Annotated in this window: 17 protein-coding genes, 1 other RNA gene and 1 other annotated feature; of the genes, 3 read left to right on the top strand and 15 right to left on the bottom strand. The window is 31.9% G+C overall.

What is annotated here, in order from left to right; all coding sequences use genetic code 11:
- Positions 1 to 55 precede the first annotated feature (55 nt).
- Genes KQI38_RS10435 through KQI38_RS10445 form a run of 3 tightly spaced genes read left to right on the top strand, consistent with a single transcriptional unit; the run spans position 56 to position 4,449 of the window.
- Positions 56 to 997: an AAA family ATPase gene (locus tag KQI38_RS10435; RefSeq protein ID WP_216559153.1), complete on the top strand. Its 942-nt coding sequence runs from the start codon at positions 56 to 58 to the stop codon at positions 995 to 997.
- Entirely contained in the window at positions 990 to 2,198 is a 1,209-nt protein-coding gene (locus KQI38_RS10440) for a DUF58 domain-containing protein (protein WP_216559156.1), read from the top strand. The genes KQI38_RS10435 and KQI38_RS10440 overlap by 8 nt, the downstream gene beginning before the upstream one ends.
- Positions 2,191 to 4,449 (top strand): transglutaminase-like domain-containing protein, encoded by a 2,259-nt coding sequence (locus KQI38_RS10445; protein ID WP_216559159.1) that lies wholly within the window; start codon positions 2,191 to 2,193, stop codon positions 4,447 to 4,449. Before KQI38_RS10440 ends, KQI38_RS10445 begins: the two co-directional genes overlap by 8 nt.
- A 320-nt stretch (positions 4,450 to 4,769) precedes the next feature.
- Here KQI38_RS10445 and argS read toward each other — a convergent pair whose 3' ends face one another.
- The 15 genes from argS to KQI38_RS10520 all read right to left on the bottom strand — a co-directional run bounded on the left by argS (position 4,770) and on the right by KQI38_RS10520 (position 21,899).
- Positions 4,770 to 6,533 (bottom strand): arginine--tRNA ligase, encoded by a 1,764-nt coding sequence (gene argS, locus KQI38_RS10450; protein WP_216559162.1) that lies wholly within the window; start codon positions 6,531 to 6,533, stop codon positions 4,770 to 4,772.
- A gap of 98 nt (positions 6,534 to 6,631) precedes the next feature.
- Positions 6,632 to 6,837, bottom strand: a binding site (T-box leader).
- 153 nt (positions 6,838 to 6,990) lie between these two features.
- The gene (locus KQI38_RS10455; RefSeq protein ID WP_216559165.1) at positions 6,991 to 7,359 is read right to left on the bottom strand and encodes a hypothetical protein; all 369 of its coding nucleotides are present in this window, start codon (positions 7,357 to 7,359) and stop codon (positions 6,991 to 6,993) included.
- A gap of 34 nt (positions 7,360 to 7,393) precedes the next feature.
- Positions 7,394 to 7,744: a transfer-messenger RNA gene (gene ssrA / locus KQI38_RS10460) on the bottom strand.
- Between the two features lie 135 nt (positions 7,745 to 7,879).
- Positions 7,880 to 8,344 (bottom strand): SsrA-binding protein SmpB, encoded by a 465-nt coding sequence (gene smpB / locus KQI38_RS10465; protein WP_216559168.1) that lies wholly within the window; start codon positions 8,342 to 8,344, stop codon positions 7,880 to 7,882.
- A gap of 64 nt (positions 8,345 to 8,408) precedes the next feature.
- Complete coding sequence (rnr, locus tag KQI38_RS10470) at positions 8,409 to 10,520, bottom strand: ribonuclease R (RefSeq protein WP_216559171.1); 2,112 nt, start codon at positions 10,518 to 10,520, stop codon at positions 8,409 to 8,411.
- Between the two features lie 102 nt (positions 10,521 to 10,622).
- Positions 10,623 to 11,792: a D-alanine--D-alanine ligase family protein gene (locus KQI38_RS10475; protein ID WP_216559174.1), complete on the bottom strand. Its 1,170-nt coding sequence runs from the start codon at positions 11,790 to 11,792 to the stop codon at positions 10,623 to 10,625.
- Between the two features lie 29 nt (positions 11,793 to 11,821).
- Positions 11,822 to 13,306 (bottom strand): UDP-N-acetylmuramoyl-tripeptide--D-alanyl-D-alanine ligase, encoded by a 1,485-nt coding sequence (locus KQI38_RS10480; protein ID WP_216559372.1) that lies wholly within the window; start codon positions 13,304 to 13,306, stop codon positions 11,822 to 11,824.
- Positions 13,307 to 13,503: 197 nt separating this feature from the next.
- Positions 13,504 to 14,277 carry an alpha/beta fold hydrolase gene (locus tag KQI38_RS10485; RefSeq protein WP_216559177.1) on the bottom strand — a complete coding sequence of 258 codons (774 nt, stop codon included), beginning with the start codon at positions 14,275 to 14,277 and terminating at the stop codon, positions 13,504 to 13,506.
- Between the two features lie 199 nt (positions 14,278 to 14,476).
- Entirely contained in the window at positions 14,477 to 16,477 is a 2,001-nt protein-coding gene (locus tag KQI38_RS10490) for a sodium-translocating pyrophosphatase (RefSeq protein WP_094900495.1), read from the bottom strand.
- 17 nt (positions 16,478 to 16,494) lie between these two features.
- Positions 16,495 to 16,722, bottom strand: a complete 228-nt coding sequence (gene secG / locus KQI38_RS10495; RefSeq protein ID WP_094900494.1) for a preprotein translocase subunit SecG — start codon at positions 16,720 to 16,722, stop codon at positions 16,495 to 16,497.
- Positions 16,723 to 16,902: 180 nt separating this feature from the next.
- Positions 16,903 to 17,634, bottom strand: coding sequence for an ECF transporter S component (locus tag KQI38_RS10500; RefSeq protein ID WP_216559180.1), 732 nt, complete (start codon positions 17,632 to 17,634; stop codon positions 16,903 to 16,905).
- A complete protein-coding gene (locus tag KQI38_RS10505) occupies positions 17,616 to 19,286 on the bottom strand; it encodes an ABC transporter ATP-binding protein (RefSeq protein ID WP_216559183.1) in 1,671 nt (556 codons plus the stop codon). The genes KQI38_RS10500 and KQI38_RS10505 overlap by 19 nt, the downstream gene beginning before the upstream one ends.
- The gene (locus tag KQI38_RS10510) at positions 19,259 to 20,152 is read right to left on the bottom strand and encodes an energy-coupling factor transporter transmembrane component T (RefSeq protein ID WP_216559186.1); all 894 of its coding nucleotides are present in this window, start codon (positions 20,150 to 20,152) and stop codon (positions 19,259 to 19,261) included. Before KQI38_RS10510 ends, KQI38_RS10505 begins: the two co-directional genes overlap by 28 nt.
- Entirely contained in the window at positions 20,152 to 20,844 is a 693-nt protein-coding gene (locus tag KQI38_RS10515) for a DUF4430 domain-containing protein (protein WP_216559189.1), read from the bottom strand. Before KQI38_RS10515 ends, KQI38_RS10510 begins: the two co-directional genes overlap by 1 nt.
- Positions 20,845 to 20,879: 35 nt before the next feature.
- Positions 20,880 to 21,899, bottom strand: a complete 1,020-nt coding sequence (locus KQI38_RS10520; protein ID WP_216559193.1) for a prenyltransferase/squalene oxidase repeat-containing protein — start codon at positions 21,897 to 21,899, stop codon at positions 20,880 to 20,882.
- Positions 21,900 to 21,904: the final 5 nt, after the last annotated feature.

Consider the following 21,904-nt stretch of genomic DNA (forward strand, 5'->3'; position numbering starts at 1 on the left):
AGCCATAAAATTTATTAATAAATTTAATCTCTATAAAAGAGTAATGGAGGTAAATATGGATAATAAAAAAGCATTAGATATTTTAGAAAACTTAAAAAAGGTAATTATGGGCAAAGATGAAGTTCTAGAGAAGGTTTTAATAGCATTATTTGCCAAAGGCCATCTTTTAATCGAAGATGTACCTGGAGTTGGAAAAACTACTTTAGTTAAAGCACTTGCTAGAAGTATGGATTTATCATATAAAAGAGTTCAGTTTACACCAGACCTGATGCCTTCTGATATTATAGGTATTAGTGTCTATGATAAAAATACTGGAACCTTTTCTTTCAAAAAAGGTCCAATATTTAATCAAGTATTCTTAGCTGACGAAATCAACAGAACTTCTCCAAAAACTCAGTCTAGTTTATTACAAGCTATGGAGGAAGGGGAAGTGTCTACAGAAGAAAGTCATTATATTTTAGAGAAACCTTTTATGGTACTAGCAACTCAGAATCCACTAGAATACCAAGGAACTTTTCCTCTACCAGAAGCACAACTAGATCGTTTTCTAATGCGTTTATCTCTGGGATATCCAGAAAAACAGTCTGAAATAGAAATACTCCAAAATTATCAGTCCATAAAAAATCTTAATCTTATAGAGCCTGTTGTATCTCAGGAAGATATATTAGAGATGCAATCCATGGTAGATGAAATAACAGTTCACCGTGATATTATAGATTATATTGTTAATATTTCTAATACAACTAGAATTTATGAAGATTTGCGTTTAGGAGCTAGTCCTAGAGCTTCTATTGATTTATTGAAGGCTGCAAAATCAAAGGCATTTTTAGCAGGTCGAGACTATGTTATTCATGATGATGTAAAGAAAATGGTAGTACCTGTATTGGGACATAGGCTAATTCTTTCCCCAGAGGCCAGAATAGAGCAAAAGGGTATTGAAGAGATATTAAAAGAAGTTCTTAGTCGTGTATTTGTACCGGTGATGGCAAATGAATAATATAAAAATTGGTCTTCCATTAATCTTCCTTATAATTATAATTACCTTTGTATTGTTGGTTGGAGGAACCTTGCCTTACTTTTTATTTTATATACTATTACTGACATTCATTATTCCTTTAATTCACTGTTTAGTTACCCTTAAAGGGCTAAAAGGTTCTATAGAGATTCCAAGTGAATCTCTATTCACTGGTGAAATACTCAATATAGATTATCAGGTAAAAAATAATAGTATTCTTCACATACCTTATTTGGAAATTCAATCTGATATTTCAAAGCAATTAACAGGGATTAATTCTCCTAAAGTGACATTAGCACTGAAAAAAAAGGAATCCTACAGCAGTAGTGAGTCTCCAATCCTAAGAAGAAGGGGTTATTATCAATTTGGAGAAATAGAGGTAACAGTGGGAGATGTTTTTGGATTTTATTCTTTTAAGAAAAAAATTACCAGTCCCGCCTCTCTACTAGTCTATCCAGAAACCATTATTCTATCTACTTTCAAAATAACTGCCAGCCATCAATCTGGAGAACTTCTAGTGCAAACCTCAGATTTTCAAGATAAAAGCCGAGTTGCTTCTTTGAGGGAATATAGAGAAGGTGATTCCGTTAAAGCCATTCATTGGAAACTATCTGCAAAAAAAGGTATTCCCATAGTTAAAGACTATGAAAATAGAGGAGATACATATGTCATCATTTTCTTAGACAATGAAGCAAATATATTTAGGGGTGATGTAGATCGTCGTCTTGAAGATAAGACTGCTGATGTTGCTCTTAGCATAGTAAATTATTGTTTAAGTCAAAACATAGAAGTAAACTTGGAAACTCAGAATGATCAAAACCAAGTAGAAGTAAAAGGTCAGCAAAAGTCTGACTTAAAGCCTTTTTTGGAAACCTTAGCTAGATTTAAGGGTAATGGAGCTCTTGAATTTAAATCTATTGTCGCGTCAAAGATTGAAACTTTAAATAAAGGTTCAACAGTTATAATTATTACTCCAAACTTAGATAAGGCTATTGGTGCACAAGGAATTCAACTAAAAATCAAAAATCTTAATCCATTATTTATAGTTATAACTGATTTGGATAACAGAACAGGATATATAGACCAAATCGTTGAGAAAAGATTAAGACAGGAAGGAATCCCCATATATATATTAGATTATAACAATAGTATCAAGGAAGCATTGGAGGTATATCATGGATAAAATATCTAATAAAAGTCAAAAATTACTTTTTAACCTGATTTATGCTTCTTTTGTATTTTGTCTAGTATATCTTTTTGGTTTAGGGATGGGTCTAAAACTAAATATTATGCTGCAAGTATTAATAGTATTGCTAGGAAGTATGATGGTTAAATTCTTTCTACTAAATCCACTAATTCTATATGGACTTTTAGCTATTAGTTCTCTAATCACTATCTTGATACACCGTTTCGTTTCTCCCATTTTATTTACCATAATAGAAAGAATTCTTTCTTTGTTTAAAAATATAATTGCTCATCTCCAAGGGAAAGAAAGTATTGCATCAGATAATATGTTGCTATTCTGGGCAATACTTATAATTTTAGTATCATTGTTTACTGCTTTCATCTTATTTAGGAGTAAAAATATTTATCTATTGCTTCCTATTTATATAGTTTCCTTCCTTTACTATTGGTATAATTTTTTCAATCAAGCATATTGGATGATTTCCATATTTCTATTAGCATTTTTTATTCTCATAGGATTAAATAAATATTCTCAGAAAAAGTTACAGAACCTTTACAATCCATGGTTCCACACATTAACTACCTATAGTATATTAATTGTTTTCATAGCTTTACTATTGCCAAAGAGTTACAACTATATCGAATGGCCTTGGTTGCAGCAAAAAGTTTATACCATCTTCCCATTTATCGAAGACTTACGTTCCTATGATATCTATAGCCGGAAATCTGGAAACGCTACACTATTCAATTTTTCAATTACAGGATATCAAAGTGAAAGCTCAAAATTAGGAGGTCCTGTATACTTAAGTGATAAGAGAATTATGATAGTACGTATAAGTGATAGTACTTATCTAAGGGGAAATGTAAAGCAAGTTTATACGGGGAATTCTTGGGATACTATAATTGAACCTTCAGCAAATTATGGATTGAAACAAGACTTCAGTGGTATTTCACAGGAAGAACAGAAAATTTATTACAAGCAAGAATATATTACTATTACTTATCATGATTTTGCATCAACTACCCTTTTTAGTCCTTATAAACCAGCTAAAGTTAGCTTCTCAGATAATCATATGCTAAAAGTAAACCGTGATGATGTTTTGGTATTCTCCAATGGAGTTTATAATGGTGAAAGCTATCTTGTCCTAGTACAAAAACCTCTTCCATATGGGATGTTAGTATCCCTAGGTATAGAACAAAAAAAGAAAGATATGACTGACTTAAATATATATCTACAAATACCTAAAGATAAAATAACTGAACGGACAAAAGATCTAGTAAGGGAAATAGTAAAGGATACTAAAGATGATTTTGAAAAAGCAGTGGCTATTGAGAATTATCTTAGAAATAATTATAAATATAGCTTAGATGTGGAATATGTACCAGAAAATCAAGAGTTTATAGATTATTTCCTATTCGAAGAAAAAGAGGGTTACTGCACCTATTATGCAACATCTATGGCTGTGATGCTTCGTCTATCAGGAATACCAAGCAGATATATAGAAGGTTATTTAGCTAAAGATTCTATTGAAACTGGTGTATATGAGGTAAAACATGAAAATGCCCATGCATGGGTAGAAGCATTTATTGAACCAGTTGGTTGGATGACCTTTGAGCCTACACCTGCTTACCCTGTAGAATCTAGATTAGAAAATTATCAGCTAAATGAATCCGATAAGGATATGGAGTTAAATGAAGCTAGGGAAAGTACTAGAGGTCCAAGAAAGGATATTGATGATCAAATTATTGATGGTGACCAAACTATTATTGATGGAAGGAAATCAGACTATGAGGAAGACTACAAAGATATACCTACTGGTTTACCAAGTGATACTGTTGATTTATTTACAATCATTTTATTATTAATAATCCCTCTAAGATTTTCAGTAGGATTTTTACAATATAGCTATCGTGAAGCTAAAGCTAAAAAGTTATCCAATAATAAAAGAGTTATTTATCTATATCGACAAATTCTAAGGCTTAAGGAATTAATGGGTTATCCCCAACTATATGGAGAAACTCACTATGAATATGCAAATCGTATTGCGTATAAATTCTATTCCTATGATGAAATAGGAATAAAAGAAATTACAGAAATCTTTGTAAAAAGTAAGTACAGTAGCTTTCCTTCTTCAAATGAGGATGTATTAGAACTAGAAAAATATAAGAATACTATGGAAAATCGACTAAAAAAGTATTGGGGTAGAATAAAATATTACTATCATAAATATGTTAAGAAGATGTATTGATTTTAATATTTTTATATCTTAATATAAATCATATCTTTACCATGAATAGTTTATTAACCATAAAGTTACCAAGAATCTCTTGATATTAGCTTGCTTTTATAAGATTTCTTTATAAGTTTCATACTATTCTTAATAAAAAATACGTTTAAATGGGTTATCAAAATCTAACTTTATAAAATTGCTAAAAAATAAAGGGATAGATATTAATCTAGTTAAGTACTTTAACAGGGAAGCCAAATTGGACTTCCCTGCTTGATATTTTACTATATTTTTAACTTGTTCATTATCCTTTAGGTTTTATTCAATTCTGATTTTTTCATTTACATTCTATCAGGCACTTCTATTCCAAGTAAATCAAGAGAAGTTTCTAAAACATTTTTTGTTAAAGTAATAAGACTTAACCAAGAGTTTTTCTTCTCAAGATTTTCTTCACTTATAATTTTATTTTCATGATAAAATTTATTGAAAAGATTAGATAAATCATAAATATATTCACATAATTTGTTTGGTGCCTTTTCTAAGAAACTAAACTCTATCGCCTCATTAAATTTTGAAAGCTTTAGCATTAAATCTCTTTCACTCTGACTGTAGGGTTCAAATATTACATCTACATTATGCATTTTTTCCTCACTAGCTTTTCTCAAAATAGATTTAATTCTTACAGTGGTATATAAAATATATGGTCCTGTATTTCCTTCAAATGATGAGAATTTTTCCATATCAAATATATAGTCTTTAGTAACCTGATTAGATAAATCACCATATTTTAATGCAGACAGTCCGACCTTTCTTACTATATCATATATTTCAGATTCACTAAAACCTTTATTGTCATCGAGTTTATTCACTACATTATCTTGAATTATTCTAATCAAATCCTGTAGTCTCATAACACCACCTTCTCTAGTCTTGAAAGGTTTCCCATCTTTACCATTCATTGTCCCAAAGCCAATAAAATCAAAAGATAGATTTTCATTTACAATTCTTGTTTTTTTAGCACATCTAAAAACCTGCTCAAAATGTAACCCCTGTCTTTTATCAACAACATATATTATCTGATCTGGATTATAATCCTTTACTCTTTGCCAAATAGTAGCAAGGTCCGTAGTACTATATAATATAGCACCATCTGATTTTAATATTATTATTGGGGGAATCGTATAAGTATCAATTTCCTTGGCAACATCTATAACCAATGCTACTTTGCTTTCATAGGTATAGTTGTTTTCCTTTAGATAATTTATCATTTCATCAATATACTTCTGACTATCGCTTTCACCCATCCAAAGGTCAAACTCTACATTTAAAGCGCTATAATTTTTCTTCAAATCCTCTACAGAAACATTTAAAATGTGCTTCCAAAGTGCTATATATCCTTTTCTCCCGCTTTGTAACTCGAAGGTAGCTTTTCTAGCTTCTTCCATCGCTTCAATATTGCTTTTTGCTAGGGAGCTTGCCGCTGGATATATTTCTTCAAGTTCATCTATTGTAAAAGGGGCTTCTTCAGGATGTTCCCCTTTATAATCCTCAGCAAAATAAGGCAGCCTAGGCATACGTCTTCTAAGCTCAGATATTACCATTCCTATTTGCAAGCCCCAATCACCTAAATGAACATCACCTATGACATTATGCCCTAGAAATCTAGAAATTCTCTTTATTGCTTCACCAATAATTGCAGCTCTAAGATGACCAACATGAAGAGGCTTCGCAACATTTGCTCCACCATAATCTACTATAATTGTCATAGGTTTTGCTGGCTCAGAACAACCATATTTCTTATCTTTACTCATATCATTTAGGTAATCAACCAAGAAGTTATCCTTTATATTTATGTTTATAAAACCAGGTCCAGCAGAAGAAACATCTTTAAAAACATTAGTATTCTTCAATATTTCTAATATCTCATTAGCAATTTGTATAGGTGACTTCTTATACTTCTTAGATGCAGGTAGAGCTCCATTACATTGAAATTGACATAAATCAGGACGATTGGATATAGTAACATTACCAAAATTTCTTTCATATCCACATTGCCCAAAAGCATCCTCAACTATCCTACTTAATATTTTAATTAATTTTTCCATGGATTCCCTCCTTAAATTCAACTATATTGGATCTTTCAGTAAATTATACTATTACTAAAACATCAAAATATACATAATGATAAAAAACCCGCCTCATAAACTGAGACGGGTTTAAATCCGCGGTACCACTCAAATTGACATAAGTCCACTTAAATACTTTAACGCAGTTAACGTATTATCCTCGCAATTGCTCAGACATATTCTCCGAGGCCCTCTTCACCATCAGCTTTCTTACAAGACTCTCACTCTGTTCTCGCTCGCTGTTAGAAATTTAAATGGCTACTTTTCTCTTCCTAGAATTTCCAATTTTATTAATTAATGAAGATTTTATATTATGTACTACGAAAAGTCAATTAAAGATTTTTAGTAGGCTTCTTACAATTTAGTTATCGTGAATATAGTGCTAAAACTATTTCATTATAAAAACTCTAATGATTTTATTCATTAGAGTTTTATTTTATCTGACTGATTTAAGTCTAACTATATCTTTATAATTATTGGCAGTAATCATCTGGACATCTGACATATCTTCTTTTATACCCTCTATATCCGATCCCATTTTCTCTAGCTTATCAAATATAATCATTTGATTATCATTAAGAACTCCTATATCCTCTTTTAATTCAGTCCTTACATTAGAAATTTCTTCTTTTAGCCCAGTTCTTACATTGGAAATCTCTTCTTTAAGTTCAGTTCTTACGTTAGAAATCTCTTCTTTAAGTTCAGTTCTTACGTTAGAAATTTCTTCTTTTAATTCTTTCTTTGTATCTTGTAACTCTATATATAGTCTCTCTAATAGGTCAAATATCTGATCTTCTTTATTCATATGATCACTCCTATTATTTTTTCTATAATATGTATGGTGGAGGCGGTGGGTGTCGAACCCACGTCCGAAAACATTTCCACAAGAGCTTCTCCGAGTGCAGTCAGTAATTTGACATTCCCTCTACTTGACCCCTACTGACAGGATTCAAGTTTCAGTAGCTTCATAAGTTCCGTCCTTAGCTCAAAGCTTTGCTAAGTGCGGTGCCCCACTAGATTGACGCCCTATCTCAAGCCGTGGGTTACTCGAGTAGGACGAGCAGCTTAATTAAGCTGCAAATGCGTAATTATCGTTTGCGTTTAATTTAGTTTGCCACTTTTAACGTTGCTTGGCGACAACGACTCGCTACTCCTGATTCCACATCCCCGTCGAAACCAAATTCGCCCCCATATTTAATTAGCAATTAATTATAGCAAATTTATTGAATTATGTCAACCGTTAATCAATGCACAGTTCACAATTATCAATGCACAATTAATACCACAAAACTTATAATCTTCTAGTCCTTTTAATTGTGAATTGTCTACTTGTATTTCTCAGATGAATGTTGTTGCATTCTTCTTTCTGCATCCTTCTTCGCTATATCATCTCTCTTATCATATAGCTTCTTTCCTTTTGCAGTCGCTAGTTCTACTTTAACTAGCCCATCCTTTATATATACAGACAAAGGAACCAAGGTATAGCCTTTTTGCGTTATGGCAGCCATTAACTTCCTGATTTCCCTTTTATGCAATAATAATTTTCTCTTTCTAAGAGGATCTACATTATATATATTCCCTTGCTCATATGGGCTAATATGGAGATTATTTATAAATAATTCTCCCTTTTCTATGGAAGCATAGCTATCTTTAATATTTAACTTCCCTTGTCTAATGGACTTTACTTCTGTTCCAGTTAATACTAGTCCAGCTTCCATAGTATCCTCTATGAAATATTCAAATCTTGCTTTTCTATTAGTTGCAACTACCTTAGTTCCTATTTTTTTCATTCTATCACCACATTATAATTTCTTATGATTAAGTTTAACAAATATATATGGTGATGTCAATCTCCTATAGCAATTCAAAATCAATGTTTCTCCTCATTACATCAGCATCTATTACTCTTATCTTAGCCATATCTCCTAATCTATATATTTTATTTGTTCTTTCTCCTATTATATAGTATTTTTCTTCATCAAAATGATAATAATCATCTAGCATATTATTAAAATGAACTAATCCTTCTATGGTATTTTCCAGCTGCACAAACATACCAAAATTAGTTAGTGAAGATACTATACCTTCAAATTCTTCTCCTATATGTTTAGTCATATATTGAGCTTTTTTCATATCTTCAACTTCTCTTTCCGCTTCTTCTGCTCTCCTCTCAGTCATAGAAGTATGTTCTGCTATCTCAGGTAGGTTTGCTTCTAGTTTTCCTTGAACTTGGTCACTTAGTTTCCCATTTAAATATGCTTTTATTATTCTGTGTATTACTAAATCTGGGTATCTTCTAATAGGTGCTGTAAAATGAGAATAATACTGCGCAGCAAGACCAAAGTGTATACCTGGCTCATTACTGTATATAGCCTTTTTCAATGACCTCAACATTAATGTACTAATTAGCGTTTCTTCTTTCTTGCCTCTTATTTCCTTAGTCAATAGCTGTAACTCTTTTGGATGGACTTCTTGCTGCCCTTTTAATGTATATCCAAAATTGTGTATTAGCTTACTAAAAGTAGCTATTTTTTCGGCTGAAGGTTCTTCGTGTATTCTATATAAAAATGGAGTTTGTGACCAGAAAAATCGTTCTGCCACTGTTTCATTGCAAACTAACATAAATTCCTCTATTAATCTATTTGCTATTCTTCTCTCTTCTTTTCTTATTTCTATAGGTACTCCTTTTTCATCTAAGATAATCTTTGCTTCAGGAAAATCAAAGTCTATACTTCCTCTTCTTTCTCTCTTTTCATATAATATATGACATAATTCTTCCATTAGCTTTAAATCCTCTGCAACCTTAGACAATTTTTCCTTAGCCACTTCATCATCATTTTCTAAGAAATCAGAAACATCATCATATACTAATCTTTGTTTACTATTTATTAATCCTTCAACTATTTCATGGTCTACTACTTTACCTTTTTTATCTATTTCCATAAATACAGATAATGAAAGTCTATCTACATTAGGGTTTAATGAACATATTCCATTAGATAGTTCCTTTGGTAACATAGGTATTACCCTATCTATTAGATACACTGAGTTCCCTCTTTGCAATGCCTCTTTATCTAAAGTTGATTTCTCTCTTACATAGTGAGCAACATCTGCAATATGAACTCCAAGATAATAGTTTCCATTATCCTTCATTTCAATAGATACAGCATCATCTATATCCTTTGCATCGATTCCATCTATTGTAAAAGTATTTAAATGTCTTAGATCAACTCTACGCTTCGCTTCTTTAGGATCTACCTCTTGTTCAATATTCTTGGCTGCTTCTTGTACCTTATTTGGAAATTCCTCTGGCAAATTGAATTGTCTAATAATTGATAAAATATCTGTTCCCTTTTCATCTAAATATCCAAGAACTTCTATTACTTTGCCCTCTGGATTTCTCCTAGGCTCTGGCCATGTAGTTATCTCCACAACCACCTTTTGATTTGTCTTTGCATTGCGAGTCTTTGCCTTTGGGATAAATATATCGTATCTAATCTTATGATCATCTGGTACCACAAAGCCAAAATTCCTATTGTCTTCAAAGGTACCTACAATGATTTTATTATTTCTTTCTAGAATTCTGATTATTTCTCCTTCTTCTCGTCTATCCGTTTCTTGCCTTCTAGTAATATTGGCTATTACTCTATCTCCATGCATTGCTCCATTCATATTCTCAGCAGGAATAAATATATCTTCTCTAATTTTATCATTAGGAATAACAAATCCAAATCCTCTTTCATTTCCTTCTAAAATACCAGCAACTAAGTAATCATTATCAATTAAACCATATTTATCATTCTTGGCCTTTATTACTATACCTTCTCTTTCTAATCCCTCTAATATCTTATAAAAACTCTCTAAATCCCTACGTTCTATATCAAATTGTACGGCTAATTCTTCTTTTAACATAGGTTTATATTTCTTTTCTTCCATAAACTCTATAATCATTTCTCTAATACTCATCTTTATTCCTCCCTATCTGGGGTTTATATTTTTATATATTCTTTCTTTATCATTAGTATTTACCCATATTATATAAAAATAATGTAAGATATTAAAAATATCTTACACTTTTTTTACTTTTGAACCATATTGTGTCCTATTAAATAAATTTGCCTCGTAAGAGTACATATTTTCTTTCTTTTCTTCATGAACTTTTATTGCAATAGATATTAATTCATCTATTAATTTTTTGAAAGAATATCCTTTGCCTTCCCATAAATAAAATGCAATTGAACCAGGCAGAGTATTTATTTCATTGATATATATATTATTATTGGCATCTAATAAAAAGTCTATTCTCGATACTCCTCTACCATCAATAGTTATAAACGCCTTCTTTGCTAATTGTTCTATTTCTTGTCTAATATTATCTTCAATTCCAGCTGGTATTATTCTTCTTTCACCACTGGATTTTCCACCTTTTTCATTAGTTTTTACATATTTATCTTCAAAACTTAGAATCTCTTCCCAACCAATTGGTTCTTCACATAAAGATGTAATTACTTCATCATCAAATCCTAAGACTGCACAATTTATTTCTCTTAAATTTTCCACTGCTTGCTCTATTATTATCTTTCTATCATATCTAATAGCTACCTCTATAGCATCAACAAGGTCTTCTCTATTTTTTGCCTTTGATATCCCTATACTTGATCCTAAATTAGCTGGTTTCACAAATAATGGATAGGATAGTTTTGTTTCTATATCTTTTATAATTAAATCTTTATCTTTCAACCATTTAGATCTATAGAACCAGGTATAATCTACTACAGGCAATTCATTAGCCTTATATACATCTTTCATTAATATCTTATCCATACCTACTGATGAACCTAATACACCACAACCTACATAGGGTATATCCATAAGTTCAAATATTCCCTGCACTGTTCCATCTTCTCCATTCATTCCATGAAATGCTGGAAACGCTATATCTATCTCTCCAAGAATCTTCTTTCCAAATAATCCTACTGTCTTAGGATGTGAATAGATATTGTTATCTCCATGGTTAGGAGATAATATAATCTCTTTAGCATCCTTAAAATTTCCATCCTTGTAGTTTCTAAAATCCATTAAGCTACTTCCTGTCAGCCATTTTCCATCTTTGCTTACATAAATCGGTATCACTTCATATTTTGTCTTATCAATATTTTCTATTACCTGCATTCCTGTAATTACAGATACCTCATGCTCTACACTTAGTCCTCCAAATATTACCCCGATTTTTTTCACAAGAGATAACCCCCTTCCGATTCTTTACTTTACTCACTATAATTATCTGGCAAATCATTTTCAAATAAAACAATATCCTTTGGTCTTGCCAATTTTTGAATATGAGATGTCGCTTCATCTAAAGTATTTACTATAAATATGTTATCCTTGTTGTAATTCACTTCCATTAATCCATCATATATCGGTTTAGTCCTCTTTTCTCCAATAAGTATTACATAATCACAGACCTTCCCTATATTTGTACCAAACTCTTTGTTGGCTTCTATCTCCATTGCACCTAATTCTACCATGCCAGGTGTTACTATTATCTTTCTCCCTTCTTTAAACTGTGATAATACTTCTAAGGCTGCTTTAGACCCTATTGGGTTGGAATTAAAAGCATCATCTATTATGATAACACCCGTACCTGGATTTATTATATTTAATCTGTGTGGTATTGGTTCTAGACTCTCTATTCCATTTTTTATTTCATCAAAGGATAAATCTAATAATCTAGCCACTGCAACACCTGCTAAGATATTATAGACATTATGCTTTCCTAGGAGTTTAGTAGTACATCTTATAGAATTACCGTCTTTGTCTTTTATTGTAAAAGTAGATCCAAATTCGGATACCTCTATATCCTCTGCATATAAATCCAGATTCTCTATATCTTCCAGTCCATAAAGGATTTTTTCTTTAAATGTTTTATCAGCTAATTTCTTTATATATTCATTATCGTAATTAAATATGGCTACTCCATCTGTAGGCAATTCTTCAATTAATTCGTATTTTGTTTTCATTATATTATCTATATTTTTAAATGTCTCTATATGTGTTGGCCCAATGGATGTGATAACTCCTATTTTAGGTTGAACTAATTCTGCTACCTCCTTTATATCTCCAATATTTCTTGCTCCTAATTCTGCAATAAACACATTATGTTCGTGAGTTAAATCATTATTTATTACCTTTGATAGTCCCATAGGAGTATTATAAGATTCAGGAGTATTAAGTACTTTAAATTTTTCTTCCAATATATTTCCAACTATAAACTTTGTACTAGTCTTTCCAAAACTTCCCGTAATACCTACTACGATTAAATCTGCTCTACTTTTTATCTTTTCCTGAGCCTGTTCATAAAAACCCATATTAATTCTTTTTTCTATGGGTTTTAGTGAATTATTTGATATTAACATAAGAAATGCTTGAAGATAATAGAGTATCCCTAATAAGACAATTAATATTACTAATGCAAAGAATGCATAGGCAGGCGGAGCTTCAAGAAAATTACGAGTCTTCAAGACAAATAATGCTACTAATATTATATTAAATATCATATTAGTTAGATATAATCTCTTTGCTCTATTAGTAAATACTAATGGTTTTTTAATTTCGTTATTATCATTTTTTAGAGAAAAAACTTTTTTCTTATTGCTATTTATCCACTTCTGAAATTGCTCTGAGTTATATCCCTCAAGTTGGAGCATATGTAAAAAATATTTTGATCTATTTGCTATAAAAACTAAAGCCATAATATCTATTATAATTACTATAATTAACAAAATAATCCCCCCACAAAATTAGTGAATAACTAATAATTAAAAGTGAATAGTTTAACTTAACTTATAACTAATGGTAAACAATTTTAGAACTTAGTTTTTTTAATCTTTTCATCTATTAGCTATTCACCATTAACTAGTCACTGCATTTACCTCTTCACTATTCACTTTTAACTATTCACTATATTTTCATATTGCAAAAAATTTCTTAGTATTAATGTAAATCTTTGATAATCATCTAGATATGAATAATGTCCTGTATTTTCTAGTACTACTAAACCTGAGTCTTTTATTTCTTTTTCCATTATTTTTCCCATATATAAAGGCGTAGCTGTGTCTTTATCTCCCCATATCAATAGCGTAGGTGCTTTTATTTTGTTTAGTAAAGGTAATAAATTTTCATTGACTACTATAACTAATATTTTCCTCATGATACCTGATGAATCTTTATAATCTGTTGACCCAAATTTCTTATAAAACTTCTCCATCTTTTCTTCATTTTTTATCCAAAAGAAAAGACTTTTATATAAGAATTTTAAAGTTTTAAAGCTATAAACCTTTATATAGTATTTAAACCCTCTCCTTGGTATTAACCCTGCACTATTTACAAGTACAATCTTATCTACCATCTCTGGATATTTGCTTCCTAAAATAATTGATAGTTTTCCCCCAAAGGAATGACCTATTAGAATCACATTTTTAATTTCCATACTATCCATATATGCTTTTACTATATCTGCATACTTAAAAGAATCAATAGGTTCTTTTGGTTCTTGAGACTTACCAAAACCCGGTAAATCCAGTGCATGTACTTTGAATTTTTCCTTTAGTATATTAACTATTGGAAGTACCGTATTGATATTTGCACCCCAGCCATGAAGTACGAGTACATCTTTCCCTTCACCTTCTACTATATAATTTAGATTTATACCTTCAATATTCATACTAATATACCTCAACTCTTTTATATATTATTATGCCCTTAACTATATGATTATATCATATAAACACATATATTTACAGTAAAACAAGCTCTTCTACTAAAACATTTTTATTCATTATATATTTTTCCAGCATAAAAAAATCCCTCTAAAAGAGGGACTTTTTATAATCCGTATAATTCTTCGATAGAATCCTTTTTAATTAGAATAAAATTCCATTTCCAAATATTTGTGCAAATACTAATGCTACTATTGTCATTAGTTTTATTAAGATATTTAATGATGGTCCTGAAGTATCTTTGAATGGGTCTCCTACAGTATCTCCAGTAACTGCTGCTTTATGAGCTTCGCTACCTTTGCCACCATGATTTCCTTCCTCAATATACTTCTTAGCATTATCCCATGCTCCACCAGCATTTGACATGAATATAGCCATTAATACTCCTGTAATCAATGAACCAGCTAATAGCCCACCTAAAGCTTCAGCTCCTAATAATAAACCTACAGCTACAGGTACAACTACTGCTAATAGTCCAGGGATTATCATTTCTCTAAGTGCTGCTTTTGTACTGATATCTACACAAGTAGCATATTCAGGAGTTGTTTTTCCTTCCATGATACCTGGAATTTCTCTAAATTGTCTTCTTACTTCTTCAATCATAGAGAAAGCTGCTTTACCTACTGCATCCATAGTCATTGCTGAGAATAGGAATGGTAGCATACCACCTATAAATGCACCTGCTATAACAGTTGGTTTTGTCATGTCTATACTAGAAAGTCCTACTGCTTGAGTATAGGAAGCAAATAATGCAAGAGCTGTAAGTGCTGCTGAGCCTATTGCAAATCCTTTTCCTATAGCTGCTGTAGTATTACCTACTGAGTCTAATTTATCTGTTATATTTCTAACGTTATCTGGTAATTCACACATTTCTGCAATACCACCAGCATTATCAGCTATTGGACCATAAGCATCTACTGCTATAGTCATACCTGCTGTTGATAGCATACCTACTGCTGCTAAAGCAATTCCGTATAGCCCTTGAGCAGCATCACTTGATCCGCCAGAAATATAATAAGCTACTAAAATACCAATAGCTATTATAACAATAGGTCCAGCCGTTGACATCATACCTACTGAAAGTCCACCAATAATATTAGTTGATGCTCCCGTTTCTGATTCAGTTGCTATTCTTTGTACTGGTTTATGATCTCCAGATGTATAATATTCAGTTATTCTAGCTATGATAAGTCCTACTGCAAGTCCAGATAATATTGCTATAAATGGCTTATATGATGCTAATATATAATTGCTCAAGAAAAAACCTGCAACTACTGTAATCAATGAACTAACTAATGTGCCATTATTTAATGCCTTTTGAGGATCTTTATCTCCTCTAACAAAATAAACACCGATGATTGAAGCGATAATTCCTACTGCTGAAAGTGCAAGTGCAAAATAAACTCCCTTTTCTCCATATGCTACAAGTCCTAAGGTAATAGCTGATATAATTGCTCCTACATATGATTCAAATAAGTCCGCACCCATTCCTGCTACGTCTCCAACGTTATCTCCAACATTATCTGCAATAACTGCTGGATTTCTTGGATCATCTTCTGGAATTCCTGCCTCTACTTTACCTACTAGGTCTGCACCAACGTCTGCTGCCTTAGTATAGATACCTCCACCTACTCTAGCAAATAATGCTATGGATGAAGCCCCTAATCCAAAACCTGTTATAATATTTGCATCACCAAATATTATGTAAAGTACTCCTACTCCTAAAATTCCTAACCCTACAACGCACATTCCCATTACCGCTCCACCTGAGAATGCTACATTCAACGCCTTAGTCATACCTGATTCCATTGCAGCATTTGCAGTTCTTACGTTTGCTTTTGTAGCTACCTTCATACCAAAGTAACCTGCACATATTGAAAATAATGCTCCAAGTAAGAAACAAATAGCTGTTTTAAAACCAAGACCAGGCACAATTGTTAAAATAACAAAAAGTACTACTACGAAAATTGCTAAAGATCTGTATTGCCTACTTAAGAAAGCCATGGAACCTTCTTGAATATAGGTTGATATTTCTTTCATCCTATCATTTCCAGGGCTAACTTTATTGATACTGTTTGCCTTATACAAAGCAAATAATAACGCCAATATACCCACTACTGGCGCAGCAATTAATGCCAAATTCATCTCCTATTCCTCCTTTGTTATTTAGCTGCTAAAACTAAAGTAGATATTATAAAAATAACAGCTGACACTACTGTTATTCTCTTAAGCATGTCTTCACGGCTTGTTCCTCTTGACTTACCCCATAATGAATCCGCTGAACCACCTGCTAAAGTACCCATCCCTTGTTCACTACCCTCTTGTAATACTACAGAAACTATTAAAGATAAGCTTGACGCAAGAACTAATACTGAAAAGAATGTTGTCATATTTACACCTCCTACAAATATAGTAGATAGTAACATATCCCCTAAAACATTACTATTTTAACATAGTGGGAGCATAAAATCAATAGCATATGAACTCGTACATATGAAATAATAATGTGTATATTCCCTATTATTATCAAATATACACGGTCCTAAACTAATAAAAATTTATCTCCAATACTACTCTATCTCAATAAGACCATATTTAATTTTGACTCTATCTAGCTTTTCAATCATTGGCTGAGAAATAAAGAATAAGAAAAAAACTGTAGAAATAGAATGAACAATATTGAACCAAAACCCTGAAATATAAGTTGCTAATAAGGCTTTCCATGAAAAATTAGAAGTAAATATTAAAAGACTTCCAATATCTATAATTCCACCGTATATGAAAAGTGTAGATAATCCACCATAAATACATAAAGAAAATCTTGTTTTCTTGATAATTCTCTTTTGAAACAATATACCTGCTAGAAATCCTATTATTCCAAAGCAAAACATCTGCCATGGTGTCCACGGACCCTGCCCAAAGAAAAAATTAGACACAAATCCAGTCATTGCACCTACAAGAAAACCCGATTCTGCTCCAAGTGATACTCCAGTAATAATTACAATAGCCACGACAGGCTTAAATTGAGGGATCATATAAAAGGCACCTCTTCCTGCTACAGCTATAGCTGTTAATACTGCAATAAGAACTAATTCTCTAGCCCGAGGCTCTTGACTTTCAAATATCATTATGAATGGAATCATGGTGTAAATGATAATTAAAACACTGATAAAGTAATATTTTCTGTCATTTAAAAAGTACATTCCAAAAAAAATGGTGATCGGAATCAGCAATAAAATAATTATTGCTGAGACCAAGGTTCTAGGATTTAAAGAATCACTTTCTAGATACTTTTTTGACATAATTTAATCACATCCTCTATAGTTACTGCCTCTGGACAAATATGTCTTACAATACGATTGGCAGATGTGGTATAGAAACTGTTTCCGGCGAAAAATTCCTTTGTAGGCTTAGAGCTAACTATATTTCCATCAAAGACCATAGCACAGGTATCACCATACTTTGCACAAAACTCTATATCATGAGATACCATTACAGTTGTAACTCCTTTATTACTTAGAGCCTTTAAGATTCTTGCCAATTTATCTTTGAAAAAATTATCTAGGCCTTTAGTAGGTTCATCCAACAGTAGTATTCTAGGTTCTAATAATAGTATTTTGGCAAGGGCAGCCCTCTGCTGTTCTCCTCCGCTTAAATCATAAGGATGCTGATTCAGTAAATTCTCAATTTCAGTAAGTTTTGCTATTTCTTTAATCTTATGAGACTTTTCCTCCTTAGAAAGTTTTAAGTCTGACAATATCTCATATAAGTCCAGTTCAACTGTCTTTTTCACAAATAGGCTTTGGGGATTTTGAGGTAATACTCCTAAATTGTTGATAAATTTTTCTTTGGTACTCATCTTTGCTAGATTCTTATCCCATATAAATACCTTACCTCGATATGGAGTTAATATTCCACAGATAATTGATAATGTAGTAGTCTTACCAGTACCATTTCCTCCTAAAATACAATAGATTTCCCCCTCTTTTACTTCTATAGACATACCCTTAATAGTATCTGGCATACCTTTATCATACTTAAACCACACCTCTTTGAGACTTATTACTGTATTCTTTTTCTCCCTCTGCCCTTCTATTGAAGGTTGAACTCTTATATCTTTTTTTCCTTTCATAAAAGAATCAATCCACCTTCTTCCCTCATTCACAGTAATAGGATAGGGCAATTGATTTTTCACTCCCGTGTATATCTGCATAGCTGATGTCATACTGTAAAACATTGAATTATTATTTCTATGTAAATCCTTACCTACTTCTTCTGGCATACCTTCACTGATAATACGTCCTTCATCCATAACTATAACCTTATCAGATATTGGAATTATTTCTTCTAGCCTATGTTCTGTTATTATTATGGTTGTCCCCAATTCTTGGTTAATCTTTTTTATTATTCCGATGAATTCAGAGGCTCCAATAGGATCTAACTGGGAGGTAGGTTCGTCTAATATCAATACAGAAGGCTGCATTGTCATTATGCCTGCTAAATTTAAAATCTGTTTTTGTCCTCCTGAAAGCTCAGTTACTTTTTTATGAAACCATGTATGGATACCAAAAAAACTAGCCATCTCTGCTACTCTAATTCGGATAGTCCTATTATCATAGCCTAGACTTTCAAGACCAAATGCCAATTCATGCCAAACTTTATCTGTTACTATTTGATTATCTGGACTTTGAAGTACATATCCAATTTGAGAAGCCTGAATTCGATTTTCTACCATTGATAAAACTTGTCCAAAAAAATATATTTCACCTTCCTTTTTTCCATGAGGCGCAAGTATGCTTTTTAATTGTCTAATAAAGGTACTCTTCCCTGAGCCTGATTTCCCACATATAGTTAAAAATTCTCCTGTATTGATTGTAAGATTTATATTATCTAATGCCTTCTTCTCCATTAAAGGGTATGTAAAACTTAAATTTTCGATTTTATAGATTTCCATCGAATTGCCTCCTGAATATTTATAATCACTGGCAGCATACATAATATTAAATATACTATATATATGAATATGCTGAATTCTGTTATTTCGCTAAATTTAATAGATGGGAAGAATTTAATTGTATTTTCACCTTTAAAAGCACCTATCAGGATAATCGATACCAACAATATTATAGCCGAAACTCCTATCTTATCCTTATTATCAAAAGAAAATATAGAAAAACTAGTCCTACCAGATAATCCGTAGCCCCTTGCTCTCATAGAATCTGCTGTTTCAATGGAGTTCTCCAATGCCCATGTGGTCATTATGGATAATATCTTTATTCCATTTTTAGCCCTTTTAATAATCCCTCCCTGAGACAAATCTCTTCCAATGGATTTCTGAGCATTGGAAATTATCTTTATTTGTTCTAAATATCTTGGGACGAATCGGAGAACCATTGAAAAAATTAAAGATAATGAAGGTATAATCCTACCAAAGAGATAGATGAACTTATCTGATGTCATAACTGCATTATAACAGGAAAACCATATAATAACTGTAATAAACATGGTTGCTGAAGCTATGCCGTAGAGTATGGATTCAAATGTAATAGGATTTCCATCCTTTAGATAAAATAATATGGTGACTCCTTCATGATTGAACAAAGGATTTAGAAATGCCATAAACAACAGCATAGGGAGCATATATACAATATTAATTTTTATACCTTTTCTTAATCCCTTTATCATCATTGAATAGGTAATAGCTGATATTAAGGCTATGATTTGAAATATGGGATGCATAAAGAACATACTAAATATTAATACAACTAAAAAATATAAAAAATTTACTATAGGATGAAAACTAGAAAAACTATCATACATTATTCTTCTCCCCCTGTAACAGCGAAGCTGCCGCCTATATCCCTGCCTAAATCACAAGTATAAATCCATTCTATTACATCTCCGTCCTTTAATAGATATCTGCTGGCTCCATAATTGGGAAACCAATCATTGACCTTATACATCCATCCGCTTAATTCTCCACAGTCAAACTCATATATATTATTTATTCCCTCTATATAATGGCTGTTATATATTGGAGTCATTACAAACTCCATATGAATCTTGTTTTCTTTCATCTCTCTGAGAAGAACATCAAATACAGATTCTCCTTCATAGAAGTTCACTTCCTGAGGCGGATAAATAATTCCATCCTCTGGTAATACCTCCATCTTATCCTCATTAAACAGCCCCATATTATTTAATATGGTCTTACATGTGACGGACAAAGTTGTAGTTAGCTGCTTTTCTTTATTTATGGTTATATCTTGCCATTCAACGGGTTTCGGCTTTCCTTCTGGAACTGGGTCTGTTAAATATTTATCCTTATTATCTTTATTATTGTCTTCTCCTATTACTTTTTCTTTCTCAGATTTTTGCTCTTCATTTACTCTATCTTGATTTATGCTTTCAGTATAATCAAGGGGATGAATTTCCTTATTTCCACCGTAAAAGAAAGTAATAGTCAATACAAAAATTAAAAATATTCCTATTTTAAACTTTCTATTTTTCATCTTTTTATCACCCTAATCTATATCTTAACTTATAGCTAATTGACATCAGTCATGTTATAAAAGCTATTCCTCTTGTTCATATACCTTTCATATGCTACTATTCCATACATCCCCTGATCCGTTGCCATAGGATCTACTGCTCCTGCTTGAGCCCCCCCATTTTCCTTTTCTCCTTCTCTTATATGCATGAAACCTCCACCATCTACATAGAAAGTCATCAAGCTATCTATTAAGGTTTTGCCATTTTTTATAAATCTGCTGTCATTTGGGTCAATGCCCAACTCTGTCAATGCCATAATTACCTGTACTACAGATTCGGAATTAGTAGCTCCCCAGCTCTCGTACCCTCCGTCCTTTAACTGAATCTGAGACAAACATTCAACTGCTCTATCTATGGATTCTTTCACTCTAGGGATATCCTCATATTTGGCTAAAGCCTGCAATACCATTCCTGTCATATCAGGATCTGCATTATCATCCCCTGTTATGGAAAATCCCCCATCTTTTAATTGTCTTTCTAAAATATTATCTATATACATTTCTCTTGTTGCTTGAATCTTCACCTCTGGAGTTAAAGGAATCTCATAGTCTTTAGAATCTAAAGCTAATAGGGCAAAGGTTGGACCATTTATTCCTTGAAATATCACCTTTTCATAATCTGCTAACTTTTCAAGCAGATTATATCCTGCAACATCTACCGGATCTTTTCCAATGGCAGTTAAAGCAAGGATAACTCTAGAATATTCTGTATATTTCCTTTCATGAAGTATACCTTGATTTTCTTCTAGAGTCTTTACAACATTATCATAATAATTTTCGAAATAGCTTTCATCAATTTCTATATCCGCCCTTGCTAGAGACATTACAGTCCAATCTCCTCCTATTGAGGATATTGTTGGATTAGGTATAATTTCCTGCATATACTTAGCTGTTTCTGCTATTCTTTCTTCTATATTATAATCAGTCGAAGATGTTGGAGAAGCACATGATACAAGGCTAGTGCTTATTATTATAATGAAAATAATTGACCATAATCTTTTTATTCTATTTTTCATATAAA

The sequence above is a fragment of the Tissierella carlieri genome (assembly GCF_018917285.1).
Taxonomy (GTDB): Bacteria; Bacillota; Clostridia; order Tissierellales; family Tissierellaceae; genus Tissierella; species Tissierella carlieri.